The 12,819-nt window shown below is 67.0% G+C and carries 12 protein-coding genes and 1 tRNA gene; 4 read left to right on the forward strand and 9 right to left on the reverse strand.

What is annotated here, in order from left to right; genetic code table 11:
- Positions 1 to 28: 28 nt before the first annotated feature.
- Entirely contained in the window at positions 29 to 1,819 is a 1,791-nt protein-coding gene (locus NNI01S_RS13610) for a choline/carnitine O-acyltransferase (RefSeq protein WP_245676092.1), read from the reverse strand.
- Between the two features lie 540 nt (positions 1,820 to 2,359).
- A complete protein-coding gene (locus NNI01S_RS13615) occupies positions 2,360 to 2,677 on the reverse strand; it encodes a hypothetical protein (RefSeq protein ID WP_063020418.1) in 318 nt (105 codons plus the stop codon).
- 339 nt (positions 2,678 to 3,016) lie between these two features.
- On the opposite strand from NNI01S_RS13615, the gene NNI01S_RS13620 reads away from it, so the two are divergent.
- Entirely contained in the window at positions 3,017 to 4,177 is a 1,161-nt protein-coding gene (locus tag NNI01S_RS13620) for a type III polyketide synthase (RefSeq protein WP_063020419.1), read from the forward strand.
- Between the two features lie 309 nt (positions 4,178 to 4,486).
- On the opposite strand, the gene NNI01S_RS13625 is transcribed toward NNI01S_RS13620, so the two are convergent.
- Positions 4,487 to 4,560: transfer RNA gene (locus NNI01S_RS13625), tRNA-Ile, on the reverse strand.
- 111 nt (positions 4,561 to 4,671) lie between these two features.
- On the opposite strand from NNI01S_RS13625, the gene NNI01S_RS13630 reads away from it, so the two are divergent.
- Positions 4,672 to 5,121 (forward strand): nitroreductase/quinone reductase family protein, encoded by a 450-nt coding sequence (locus tag NNI01S_RS13630; RefSeq protein ID WP_063020420.1) that lies wholly within the window; start codon positions 4,672 to 4,674, stop codon positions 5,119 to 5,121.
- On the opposite strand, the gene NNI01S_RS34475 is transcribed toward NNI01S_RS13630, so the two are convergent.
- The 3 genes from NNI01S_RS34475 to NNI01S_RS35645 all read right to left on the reverse strand — a co-directional run bounded on the left by NNI01S_RS34475 (position 5,106) and on the right by NNI01S_RS35645 (position 6,833).
- Positions 5,106 to 5,267 (reverse strand): DUF2897 domain-containing protein, encoded by a 162-nt coding sequence (locus tag NNI01S_RS34475; protein WP_157114758.1) that lies wholly within the window; start codon positions 5,265 to 5,267, stop codon positions 5,106 to 5,108. The two genes, NNI01S_RS13630 and NNI01S_RS34475, sit on opposite strands and share 16 nt — an antisense overlap.
- A gap of 64 nt (positions 5,268 to 5,331) precedes the next feature.
- Entirely contained in the window at positions 5,332 to 6,327 is a 996-nt protein-coding gene (locus NNI01S_RS13635) for a zinc-binding dehydrogenase (protein ID WP_063020421.1), read from the reverse strand.
- An 80-nt stretch (positions 6,328 to 6,407) separates the two neighbouring features.
- Complete coding sequence (locus NNI01S_RS35645; protein ID WP_063020422.1) at positions 6,408 to 6,833, reverse strand: hypothetical protein; 426 nt, start codon at positions 6,831 to 6,833, stop codon at positions 6,408 to 6,410.
- A 43-nt stretch (positions 6,834 to 6,876) separates the two neighbouring features.
- Here NNI01S_RS35645 and NNI01S_RS13645 point away from each other — a divergent pair, with 43 nt between their 5' ends.
- A complete protein-coding gene (locus NNI01S_RS13645; protein WP_157114759.1) occupies positions 6,877 to 7,392 on the forward strand; it encodes a UCP032817 domain-containing protein in 516 nt (171 codons plus the stop codon).
- Here the strand turns inward: NNI01S_RS13645 and NNI01S_RS13650 are convergent, their stop codons facing one another.
- Genes NNI01S_RS13650 through NNI01S_RS13660 form a run of 3 tightly spaced genes read right to left on the reverse strand, consistent with a single transcriptional unit; the run spans position 7,393 to position 11,206 of the window.
- The gene (locus NNI01S_RS13650) at positions 7,393 to 9,171 is read right to left on the reverse strand and encodes an SDR family oxidoreductase (RefSeq protein WP_063020423.1); all 1,779 of its coding nucleotides are present in this window, start codon (positions 9,169 to 9,171) and stop codon (positions 7,393 to 7,395) included. It lies immediately after the preceding gene.
- Positions 9,172 to 9,203: 32 nt separating this feature from the next.
- On the reverse strand, positions 9,204 to 10,307 hold the full coding sequence (locus NNI01S_RS13655) for a PDR/VanB family oxidoreductase (RefSeq protein ID WP_157114760.1): 1,104 nt from the start codon (positions 10,305 to 10,307) through the stop codon (positions 9,204 to 9,206).
- Positions 10,304 to 11,206, reverse strand: coding sequence for a metal-dependent hydrolase (locus NNI01S_RS13660; protein ID WP_063020424.1), 903 nt, complete (start codon positions 11,204 to 11,206; stop codon positions 10,304 to 10,306). Before NNI01S_RS13660 ends, NNI01S_RS13655 begins: the two co-directional genes overlap by 4 nt.
- Positions 11,207 to 11,404: 198 nt before the next feature.
- Here NNI01S_RS13660 and NNI01S_RS13665 point away from each other — a divergent pair, with 198 nt between their 5' ends.
- Positions 11,405 to 12,796: a WS/DGAT/MGAT family O-acyltransferase gene (locus NNI01S_RS13665; protein ID WP_063020425.1), complete on the forward strand. Its 1,392-nt coding sequence runs from the start codon at positions 11,405 to 11,407 to the stop codon at positions 12,794 to 12,796.
- Positions 12,797 to 12,819: the final 23 nt, after the last annotated feature.

Below are 12,819 nucleotides of genomic sequence, written 5' to 3' on the forward strand. Positions count from 1 at the left end.
GCTCTTTCCGAACCATCGACACGCAGTGCTATGCGACGGATGTCGCCTCGAGCAGGGCGCACAACTCCGGGATGGTGACGGAAATTTCCCGGGCGAATCGGCGCATATGCTGCTCGGCGTTCTCGAGCGCGCTGAGAAAGACGTTGAAGCTGCCGGGCTTCACGATGTAGCCGATCCCGATGCATCGGTCGGTAATCGGCCCGAAACCGAAGAATCGAACATCGACCGAGGACACGGCACTGGTGCTGAGATAGTCATCACGCAGAATCCTCCAGCCGGGAGATTCGTAGATCTCGTGCGGCGCGTCGCCGCGGTGCCGCTGGATTCGCTGCAACTCCGCGAGGTGCCGTTCGGGAGCACGCCCGGCCTGGCAGTCCCTGGTGTTGGCGACGTGCGCCGCCGCCGCGGCACGGAGCGCTTCGGCCCGAGCGGTCGCGGTGGCCGTCGAGTCGTTCATCAACGCCACGAAGCGAACGACTTCGGGGGTGACCACCCGGAGGGCCTCCGTGCGGCCGTGGCGGTAATGCCGCACGGCAACGGATTCGTAGGAACTGCCGAGCAATCCTCTGGATCGTTGATGCGCCAGTTGGTAAGCCATCTGCACCAACGCATCCGGTGAAATTCCGAGACGCTTCGCCCGGTCCGAGCCGAAGTCGTCGAACGCCACGACCTCCGTGGCGGTCCCAGCCGCTTGCTTGCCGAAATCAGCTGAAGCCTGGCGAATCTCGTGCCGCTGGTTCTCGTCGAGACGGAACTCGATCGGTGAAGTAGCGGGCGCTCGGCCGGACTTGTCCGCCGCGAGGGCCGTCACATCCGCCAGAATCGCGTCGCAGAAACCTGCCACGGTGGTCCCGTCCAGGCCGGACTCCTCGATGTTGACCCCTGCGCGACCATCGGCGAACACGATGAATGTCAACGCTTTGTCGTACCAGCGGTTCCCGCCGTCACCATGCATGAGCTGGTTACAAGCCGCGAGTTCGTCTCGGGGTGCGAAGTCCTCGAGCGCGACGCAGAACAGTGCTGTTTCGATCGTCTCGAGCGCTGCGACGTTGTCCGGATCTTCGATGAGGGCTTGGCGGATCGTCGCCCATGCCGCGCGTGGTTTCGTGGTCAGGGCTCCCGGGAACGGCTCCGTGGCCGGGCTTGCTCCCGTGATCGCGTCCAAGCCCGCGATCAGGTCCTCGATCGCATGCGGGGCGCCGTCAGCTGCGAAGATGTCCATTCGGAACGCCTGACGCCGGGAGAGGACGACGATGTGCCGGGCCGTCGACGGGCCGGGTTGCGCGGCACTGTACACAGAGCGCACGGTGTCGCTTCCGACGCCGGGAATCCTGGTGGTGGAGAAGAGGCACCTGTTCTGATGCATGGACAGCGCACGCCCGCGCAGCGTCACGGGCGATACCATCTCGGCGTCGAGTTCGAGTTTGTACGCGGCGGCGCGCGCGATCAATTCGGCGGCACGTTCCAGTTGCCCGCGCTCGGAGTCGGTGAACAAAAAGAAAGAATTCGCGTTGAACGCGATATTTTCCCGATAACCGAGATAGCGAGACGCCCAGAATTCGTCGAGCCAACTGTGAACACCGGGCGACTTATCGAATCGCTCGATTTCGGCCTGCCACGTCCGCGCCGGACTGTCCGGCGCCAGGAACTGCTCCACACGCGCCGCAGTGGCAGTCATTTCCTCGTCGTTCAGCAACGGCGAGCACCGCCGGAGAAACCGCTCACACGTTTCTTCCAGCGACGGGATGGGCAGCCTCGGCAATTGCTCGTCGTAATCGAATGTGCCGACCGACATCTCGACGGCGAGTTTCTCGTTCACCGCCAGATTGTCGCATCATCACCGCAGCGACTGGCGCCAACAGTGGGAATGTCGAGGCAAGTCTATTTACCAGCGAATGGCATACCATTCGCTACGTTATGTCGAGCCGACCCTGCCATGCGCCTGCAGCAAGCGCACTGCGGGTGAAGCAGCGGCGCGACTTTCAGTACACGATTTCCGATGACTTCCCTTCCGGCATCCGCAGCGGAAATGCGAGTTCGACCCATCGGTAACGAGCCGCCGGTCGATAGGCCGCTGAGATCTAGCGCGAGGTAGTTCGGTCGCGTGGGTCGAAGAATGGATCGATCCTGTACCAGGTGACAATTCCAGGTGCCCCATGGCGCTGGGCGAAACATACCCTCTCGTCGCGTCCACGGTGCCCATTGCCGCCGCCTCTCGAGCGGCGGCAACTCGCACACAGCCGGACGATCGCCACGATAGGACGACCCCTCCGCGCTCCCCGATGGTCGAAACCGGCTACTCCCGCCTGTCCGCGGACCGCATTTCGACGAGCGAGACGGATCCGGCCATTCCGTGCGATCAGGCGCAGACGCGATTGAGCTCGTCGGTGTAAGGGTTGAGGTCGGCGACGTTGTCATCCACCAGCGCAGTGGCGTAGGCGGTGATGGCATCCTTCTCCGCGCCCTGAGCCGAGTCGGCCAGGCCGCTCAGCCTGTCGGACAACGCAGTCGCGGTCGCCTCGTCCAGGGTGCCGCCGCTCGTGTCGATCGCGACGTTGATCAACTCGATGGCCCTTGCGCACTGGAGGGACTGCGCCTGTGCGGGTGCCGCGGGCAGGAAGAGTAGGGCGGCAGCGGCTGCGGACAGCACAGCGGCGAAGGACGTCGACTTGATCATGATTTCCTCTCAGAGTGTCGGCACGATCGTAGCGGCACGGCGGGGCACCGGGAACTTCGCTCTCGCTGCCACCAACGGGAACATCCGCGCCCGATCATGTTGCCGTTCCGCCATTCGTATCGGGAACGGCCGACGTCGGAACGGCCAGAGGTGGACGTATCGCCGCGGCGCGCGACATCGAGCGTGAGTCGGCCGCGAGCTGTGACAAGGAACATCGATGACCAGCGTCGGACGCAGGGGTGGGCATCCATCCCCCTTGGGTGCCTAGTTGCCGAGTATTCGCCAGCCGACGATTGGAGTGCGCATTCCCCCATCGCTCCAGCGAGGAAGAACGGGCACATGTCAATTGCCATCGACCAGACGCTTCCCACCCGCACGCCTGCGCGAACGCACGAACACGCGATTCCGCCGACGACCGTTCCCGTCATCGAAGCGATCGCGACCGGTGCGCCCGGCCTGGTCCTCGACCAGTCCGACGCAGCGGACTGGATGGCTGAACAATTCAGCGATCCGGAGCAGCGATCCCGCATCAGACGCATTTTCCGCAAGTCCATGATCAACACCCGGCGATTCGCGGTCGACCCGTTGAATCCTCGACTTCATGCTCCCAACGGCAAACCAGCGACGATTCGGGATCGCATGCAGTTGTTCTACCGCCACGCCGTTCCGTTGACGGTCGATGTGGCGCGGCGCGCGCTCGCGGATATCGACCCGGACGACGTCGGGCTTCTCGTGTTCGCCACGAGCACCGGCGTCATCGCGCCCGGCGTCGACGTCGCGGTCGTCGAAGAACTCGGGCTACCTCGGTCGGTGGCTCGCCTGGTGGTCAACTTCATGGGCTGCGCGGCGGCGATGAACGGCATCCGCACCGCCTCGGACTTCGTCCGGGCCAATCCGGGCAAGAAGGCGATGGTCCTGTGCATCGAACTCAACTCGGTGCATGCCGTCCCCGTCGAAGACGTCGACGACGCGGTGATCCGCAGCCTGTTCGGCGACGGCTGCGGCGCGGTCGTCATCGGCGCAAAACCCAGGGCGCAACAGGCCGAAGCGGGGACGATCGTCATCCGGGACAAATTCACCCATCTGTTCGAGGCCACCGAGGACGGCATCGCCGTCGGCATCGACCACGACGGCATCACCTGCCAGCTGTCGGAGAACGTACCCCGGTACATCTACAACGGCGTTGCACCTGTCGTCGGAGAAGTATTGCACCGCAACGGTTTGCGGCAGTCGGACATCGATGTGTGGGCAATCCACCCGGGCGGCCCGAAGATCTTGCTCGAATCCGCGCGATCGCTCGGCCTCCCGCCCGAAGCCGCGTCGACGAGCTGGCAGGTTCTCGGCGAATACGGGAACATGTCGAGCGTCGCGTTGATCTTCGTGCTCGAACGGATAACCGGTCGAACGGAGACGAACCAGCCGATCTCGACCGGCGTCGCATTCTCCTTCGCACCAGGAGTCACGATGGAGGGATTCCTCTTCGACGTCGTCCACCGGTGAGTGTGCCCGGCTCTCGAAGTCGTTGGTGATTGTGCAAGGTAGCCGCCGATGTGAGCGCGAGTGCGCCACTGTCCGCAGCTCGCGCTCCCGAAGGTCGGGGAAGTACCTGATGCGGGTGAGGTAGCCGTCGATGGTTTGCCGGCTCCGGTTCTCGCGGCGCAGCTCCGTCGCGAAGTCCTCCGCAAGCTCTCGGATGTCGTCCAGATCCAGCCCGTCCGGGTTCTACCGGCAAAATACATTGCTGCCAGTGCACTGTTCTGCATCAACTCGGCTGTCGAGTTCGACGTTTCCCAGTTCAGGGCAGGTTTGTGGGGCGGGCGGGGCTCGAACCCGCGACCAATGGATTATGAGTCCACGGCTCTAACCGACTGAGCTACCGCCCCGTGCCGCGGGAACCGCGAGCGTTGGGGATGCTACCGGGTTCGGTGGGCCGGGGACCAGTCGGAGGGGATGGCCTAGGGTGGGTGGGTCGGAAACTTACTGGAGGGTCAGGTATGGCCGGTCTGTTCACGAAGGTGCTGAAGGCGCATCAGTGGGTGTACGAGAACAGTGGTGGGCTGGTGGGGCATCGGCTGCTGCTGGGGAATCCGACGCTGCTGCTGCGGACGGTGGGGCGCAAGTCCGGCAAGGAGCGGACGTCGGCGCTGACCTACGCGCGCGATGGCGCGGACTATCTGGTGACGGCGTCCAACGGCGGGTCGCCGCGGCCGCCGGGATGGCTGGCGAATCTGAAGGCGCGACCGGAGTGCGAGATCCAGGTCGGGCGGCGGAAACTGACGGTGCGGGCCCGGGCGACGCTGCCGGATGATCCCGAGTACACCCGGCGGTGGGAGCTCGTCGACAGGGTGAACAAAGGTCGCTACAGCGCCTATCAGAAGCTGACCAAGCGGCCCATCGCGGTCGTGGTGTTGACCCCGGCGCAGCAGGGTCAGCCCTCGCGGTAGTCCTCGTCCCAGTCGTCGTAGTCCTCGACGTCGTCCCGGTCGTCCCATGGCTCGGCTTCCTTCGGTGGCCGGCTGGCGAACTGCACGACAGCGACCACGAAGCCGAGGACCACGATGACGATACCGACGACGAGCAGAGTTTCCACCCCGGCACCCTAGCGCCGTCGCCGGGACCGCGCACTACGTCAATTGTCCAGTTCGCCGCTTTGTTCACACTGTTAACAAAGTGCGCCCTAACGCTGCCCGCGACTCGATGGCGGCATGCGCCCGATCGGCCTCGTCGAGCGGGAAGGTCTGACCGACGACGACCTCCAAGCGTCCCGCGGCTACCTCGTCCTGGGCGCGCCGGGCCAGCGCCTGCCAATCGATGCCCGCGCCGGTGACGTCGAACAGTCCGTAGACGGCGATGCCGCGCGCCGCCGCGGCCTCCCGGTCCAGTGCGGCGAATTCGCCTGCGGCAGCGCCGTATCCGAGGAAACGCCCGCCATCCGCGGCAATCGAGAGGGCCGCCTCGCCCAGCGCGCCACCTGCGCCGTCGAGCACCACGTGCGCGCCTGCGCCCCCGGTCGCCGCCCGCGCCTTCGCCGCCCAGCCGGGCTCGGAGTAGTCGACCACCGCGGTCGCGCCGAGTCGCTCGGCCAGTTCCAGCTTGCGGGCGCCGCGCGCGGCCGCGACGACGTTCGCGCCCGCCGCGCGAGCCAGCTGGATCAGCAAAACGCCCAGCCCGCCTGCCGCGGCGGTGATCAAGACCCATTCCCCCGGCTGGACGGCGGCGCGGTCGAACACGGCGAACGCCGTACGGCCGTCGTGGGTGAGCGCGACGGCCTGCGTCGCGGTCAGCCCCTCGGGCAACGCGACCAGCGTCTCCGCCTTGGCCAGCGCTTTCTCGGCGTAACCGCCGATCGGCAAGCCTCCACCGATGCCGCTGGCCGCGGTGGGCGTCGACACGCGCTTGCCCACCCAGGCCGGGTCGACGCCGGGTCCGACCGAAGCGACCACACCGGCGATCGCGCCGCCGGGCACGTAGGGCAGCTCGATCGCGAAGAAATCGGTGCCCCAGCCCGACCGCAGCCGAGTGTCCAGGAACATCACATCCGCGGCGGCCACATCGATGACCACCTCCCCCGGTCCGGCCACCGGATCCGGTAGCTCGCGCACCACAAGTACTTCCGGCCCACCGAACTCATCGGCTTGTACAGCCCGCATGACACATCCTTCGTCGTTTCCTGCCGTCTCGGACGAAGATCAGCATGAAACCTGAAGTCGTGTTGAGGTCAAATCGCGCGTCAGGAACCGCCACCGCAACTGGAACTGCTGCCCCCGCCGCAACTGGAACTGCTGCCGCCACCGCAACTGGAACTGCTGCCGCCGCCACAGCTGGAACTGCTGCCGCCACCGCAGCTGCTCCCGGTTCCACCGCCACAACCGTTGCCGTGGTGATGGTGGTCGTGATGGTGGTGGTGATGCCCGCCGCCGCCGTGCGGCTGGTCGAATCCGCCGACCAGTCCGGCTCCGCCGGCCGCCCAGAACGGATCTGTGGAACCCCCCTCGTTGTATCCCCCGCTTCGGTATCCGCTGTTCCACCCACCGTACGGTGGCGGCGGCAGGTACCGGTTGCGCTGCGAGCGAATGATGACGACCACGACGATGATCGGGACCGCCACGAGGAGCAGCACCATCAAAAGGACGAACAGAAGGATGAGTGCGCTCATGTCAGAACGGTAGCGGCACATCGGCGCGCACGTACAGTGAACTGTGGTGAACTTCAGGTTCCGTCGAGCCCCGGCGCGCGACATCGATTCGGCGGTCGTCCGAGCCGCCGTCGACGCGCTGGAACTGCCCGAAGCCGTCTACAAGACCTGTCCGTGGCAGCCACGGGAGTTGGTGGACAAGGGATTGCGGCAGTGGCTGCTGTGCTGCGGCGCCGCCATGCGTGACGACCAGGTGATCGGCATGCCCTCGCACGCGGTGGACGAGGCATGGCACGGATTCATCCTGTGCACCAAGCGCTACGCCGACTTCTGTGCCACCGCCTACGGCCGCTTCCTGCACCATTTTCCGGAAGGGGACGGACCGCCGAATCCCGCGCACGGAACCATGGCCGAGCAGCTCGGCCGCACCGTGGTGGCGTGGTCGTTCGTAGCGGCTCCGGGCGAGGAATGCGTGCTGTGGGATCTGGATCGCCGGGTCGGTGTCGAGCACCCCTGGGGCATCGAGCGCGGGCGAGTCGAGGCCGTCGAGGCCGAACTCGCCCGCGCCCTCGCCTCCTGATCAGGTCAGCTTCACCCGCGCCGCCAGGAATCGGACGACGCCCGGCGCGAGCCGCCCGAAGTGATACTGCAGATGGGCCTCCGGCGTCACCGGCACGACGCTGCGGTTGGCCTCGACGGCCCGCACGATCCGCTCGGCCACCTTCTCCGGGCCGTAACGCCGCATCCGATAGAGGTTGTCGTAACGCTCCTGCTTGCGCTTCTCCTCCTCCGCTCCGACACCGGAGAACCGGGTGCGCCGCACGATGCCGGTGTGCACGATGCCGGGGCAGATGGTGTGTACCGAGATTCCGCGACCGGCTATTTCGGCCCGCAGACAGTCGGAGAACATGAACACCGCCGACTTGCTGGTGGAATACGCGCTGAATCCCTGCTGCGGACTATAGGCCGCCATGCTGGAGAGATTCACGATGTGCCCGCCGAGGCCGCGCTCGGCCATGGCCGGACCGAACGCGCGACAGCCGGTGACCACGCCGCCGAGATTGATCCGCAGCACCCGGTCGAATTCTTCCGCCGAGGTCTCGAAGAAACCACCGGCCTGACCGATCCCGGCGTTGTTGATCAAGATGTCCGGCACGCCGTGGTTCCGCAACACCGTAGCCGCGTGCGCCCGCATCTCGCCTTCGTCGGCGACATCGAGCGGATAGGCATGCGCCACACCGTGTTCGGCGGCGATCAGCTCGGCGGTCTGCTTCGCCGCCGCGAAATCGATATCGGAGACGACGATCTCGGCGCCACGGCGGGCGAGGGCGAGCGCGGTCGCACGGCCGATGCCGCTGCCTGCGCCCGTGACGACCACCAGCTGGTCTTCGAACGGCCGCGCGGTGCGGCCCACCTCGGCCCGGCGCAGGGTCCGGGGCGCCGCCGCGCCGCCGAGGGTGTCGATCAATTCGGTGGTCGCGGTGGCCAGCAGTTCCGGATGCGAGAACGGCATCCAGTGCCCGGCGGGTACGTTTCGCCGCCACAACCGCTCGGTCCATTTGTCTTCGTCGTCGAATCCCGCGGGCCGCACGGCGACGTCGCGTCCGGCGACGATCAGCTGCACCGGCACCTCGGTGTGCCGCTCACGCGGGGCGAGCATGTGTCGCACGATGTTCGCGCGGTAGATCAGCAGTCCGTCGACGATGTCGGTCCGGAAGGTGGGACCGAGGCGCACATTCGACGGCGCGGTCTCGTTCATGATCGAGACGACCCGCTGCCAGAAGCGTTCGGTCCCGATCAGACCGAAGGCGGCCCGCGGCAGGCCGGGAGCCATGAAGAAGAAGGTGTACGCCGACGAGAGCAGCTGGGTGAACGGCTGCCACACGTTGCGCGGTGTCGGGCGGGCCAGGCGGTTGCGGATCCACTTGCCGATGTGGTCCAGGTTCGGCCCCGAGACGGACGTGAACGACGCGATCCGGGCGGTCGCGCCAGGTTCGCACACCGCTTCCCATACCTGCACCGAACCCCAGTCGTGGGCGAGGACGTGCACCGGGCGGTCGGGGCTCACCGCGTCGGCGACGGCGTAGAAGTCCGCGGCCAGTCGATCGAGCCGGAAGTCGGCGGTGCGCCGGGTGCGGGTGGAGCGCCCGTGCCCACGGGTGTCGTAGGCGACGACGTGGAACCGCCGGGCCAGTTTCGGCACGACCGCGTCCCAGAGATGGTGGGTGTCGGGCCAGCCGTGCACCAGCACGACGGTTTCCGCGGCCGGGTCGCCGTATTCGTAGACGGCGAGGTCGAATTCGCCGCTGCGTACCGTTCGTTCGACCGCCGGGAGTTCGGCGATTTCGGTAGTGGTCATCAAGATTCTCCTCGACCGGCTCGGAGGCCGGATCACAGATCGAGCACGAGGCGGCCACCGTCGGCGCGCGAGACGCAGACGAGCATCGCGCCCGCCTCCCGTTCGGCATCGGTGAGCACGCTGTCGCGGTGGTCGGGTTCGCCGGCCAGCACCCGGACCTTGCACGTGCGGCAGAAGCCCTGCCTGCACGAGTACGGACGGTCCGGCCGGGAGGCCAGGATGGCGTCGAGCGCGGTGCGATCCGCGCCGACCTCGACGAGCTCCCCGGTGGAGGCGAATCGGATCTCGAACGGCTTGCCGTTCACGATCGGCGGTGGCGAGAACCGCTCCGAATGCAGTTCCACGTAGGGCATTCCGCGCACGGCGGTGGCGATCGCGGTGGTCATCGGCACCGGACCGCAGCAATAGACCGCGGTGTCGGGCCCGATGCCGGGCAGCAGGGCGCTCGCGTCGGGAAGCCCGTGCTCATCGTCGGTGCGCACAAGGACGCGGTCGCCGAAGCCCGCGATCTCCTCGAGGAACGGCAGCGTGTCCCGGCTGCGCCCGGTGTACACCATCGACCACTCGATGCCGAGGCGGTGCGCCAGCCTGGCCATCGGCAGGATCGGCGTGATGCCGATGCCGCCCGCGACGAAATGCAAACGCGTGGCCGGCGATCCGTGGCCGGGTACGGCGAACGGGAAAGCGTTGCGCGGGCCGCGCGCCACGATCGGCGTCCCCACCGCAAGCGCGTCGTGCACCTCCACGGAACCACCACCGCCTTCCGGAATCCGGCGCACCGCCACCCGGTAGGCGCGTACGTCGGCCGGGTCGCCGCACAGCGAGTACTGCCGCAGGCGGCCGGAAGGCAGCTCCAGATCGAGGTGGGCGCCTGGACGCCAGCGCGGCAGCGCGCGCCCATCGGAGGCGGCCAGCCGCAGGCTCACCACGTCCTGATCGTGCGCCTCGATTCGCCGCTCGGTGACCACCAGCGCCAGCCGCCGGTCGTCCACCCGCGCACGCGGCTCGCGCCGGTTGACCAGGGTGGTCCAGCGCAATCGCGCCGAGGCCACCGCGTCGAGCACCCGCACGGTGCGGTCGACCTCGCGCCTGCCGAACAGGTCCGCGGGCAGACGCTCGGGCACCGGCGACGTCACGAGGCCTGCGCCTGCGCCGCCGGGGATTTGGCCAGGTAGGCCACCGCCTGCGCGGTGGAACCCACCGTCTCGGGGTTGTAGCCGGGGTTGAAGGTGCTCAGCGCACTCCACAACAGCGAGGGAACGCCGGGCAACGCGCCGCGCCGCATCGCGCCGAAGACCTTCGCGAGCAGGCGGGGATAGCCGAGGTCGGGCAGATCCCGGTCCTGGTGGACGAGGAACTTGGTGCCGCGCACCACGAGGGTGAGGAAGATCGGGAACACCAGCAGCATCAGTCCGGCGCGCCGCACGTATCCGGCGCCGAAGTACACGGCCACGTCGTGTGCGACGTGGCGGTGCTCGACCTCCTCCGCCCCGTGCCAGCGGAACAGGTCCGCCATGCGGGGATCGGCGCCGAACCGTTCCAGGTCGGCGTTGAGCACCCAATCGCCGAGGTAGGCGAAGAAGTGCTCCAGGCAGGCGATGAAGGCCAGCCGCTCGATCAGCACCTGCCGTTCGGCTACGCCCGCCACATCTTTCGGCCCGAGCGTGCGGCGGAACAGGTACTCGGCCTGGCGCAGATAGGGCTCGGGATCGATGCCGTGCCCGGCGAGCACCTCGTGCAGCACCTTGTCGTGCGTCTCGGCGTGCATCGATTCCTGACCGATGAACCCGAGCATCGCCTCGCGCAGCTTCTCGTCCCGCACAGAGGGCAGGGCCTCCGCGTACGTCGCGCAGAACATGCGCTCGCCTTCGGGCAGCAGCAGATTCAGCGAATTGATCAGATGCGAGGCGATGGGCTCGGCGGGCATCCAGCGCAGTGGGGTGTCCGACCAGTCGAAACGCACATTGCGAGCGTGCAGCGCCACGGCGCCCGGGTCGGTGTCGGGCCGCCACCCAGCCCTGCGAAGTAGCTTCATCGATACTCCTCGATCGGCACGCGCCCGCAATCGCCGCGCGATTCCTACATATCCGTAGCAAGGATCATACACATATATAGAACCTTCGGTAACACACAAAAGGACGCGGCCGCGCTGTACGGTGACACAACTTCGCGACAGTCGTCACACCGGCCGTTTCCGGCACAGAACTAGAACGTGTTCTAGTAGGCTTTTGCTATGGAACGATTGACCGGATTGGATGCCAGCTTTCTCTACTTGGAAACCGGGACCCAGCATCTGCACGTCTGCGCGCTGCTGATCCTCGACCCGTCGCCGGGCGACTACTCCTTCGAGGGATTCAAGGCCGAACTGGCGCGGCGGATTCCGCTGATCCCGCAGATGCGCCGCCGCGTATACGAGGTGCCGTTGAATCTCGACCACCCCGTCTGGGTGGAGGACGCGAACTTCGACCTCGACTACCACGTGCGCCGGATCGCCATCGCGGCGCCGGCCGGGCGCCGTGAACTGGCCGAACTCCTCGGCGACATCGCCAGCCGTCCCATGGATCGTGATCGCCCGCTGTGGGAGATGTCCGTGGTGGAGGGCCTCGACGACGGGAAGGTCGCGGTGATCTGCAAATACCACCACGCCGCCGTGGATGGCATCACCGGCGCCAACCTCATGATGCATCTGTGCGATCCGGAGCCCGGCGTCACCAAAGAGGTACCCGAGCAGCAGTGGCGCCCCGAACGGAAGCCGAACGACTGGCAGCTGCTGGCCGAAGCGGTGGTGAAATTCCCGACCCGGGCGGGCATCGTCGGCATGCTGCCGAAAACCGTGGGCGTGGTCGCCGGCTTCGCGCAGCGTCGGCGCGAGAACAAGACGGGCATGGCCGTACCGTTCTCCGCTCCTCGCACGCCCTTCAATCTCGCCATCACCCCGCACCGCGCCGTCGCGTTCACCCAGGTCGAACTCGACGCCATCAAGGAGATCCGCTCCGCGTTCGGCGTCAAGGTCAACGACGTGGTGCTGACCGTGGTCGCCGGTGCGCTGCGCTCCTACCTGGCCGGACGCGACGAATTGCCGGACCGTTCGCTGATCGCTTCCGTGCCCGTCTCGGTGCACGAGTCCACCCGGCACACCGCGGGCATCAACAAGGTCTCCGCGCTGTTCGCACGGCTCGGCACCGACATCGCCGACCCGGTGGAACGCCTGCGCGAGGTGGCCGAGGCCAATCGCGGGGCCAAGGAGGAGCACGAAGTGATCGGCGCCGACTTCCTGCAGGACTGGTCGAAGTACGCGCCGCCGAACACCTTCCGGCTCGCGGCGCGGATGTACTCGTCGCTCAAGCTGGCGGAGATGCATCCGGTGGTGCACAACCTGGTGGTGTCCAACGTGCCCGGGCCGCCGATGCCGCTGTACTTCCTCGGCATCCGGGTGGACGGGATGTACCCGTTCGGGCCGGTGTTCCACGGCGCGGGACTGACGGTGACCGTGCTGTCGAACAACGACAAGCTGAACTTCGGCTTCATCGCCTGCAAGGAACTGGTGCCCGACATCGGGGCGCTCACCGACGCCGTTCCCGGCGTAGTAGCCGAATTGCTGTCCGCGGCGCGGAAATCGGGCTGAGCGCCGGTTCCCTGTCCGCCACC

This window comes from Nocardia niwae NBRC 108934 = DSM 45340 (assembly GCF_001613465.1).
GTDB classification, from domain to species: domain Bacteria; phylum Actinomycetota; class Actinomycetes; order Mycobacteriales; family Mycobacteriaceae; genus Nocardia; species Nocardia niwae.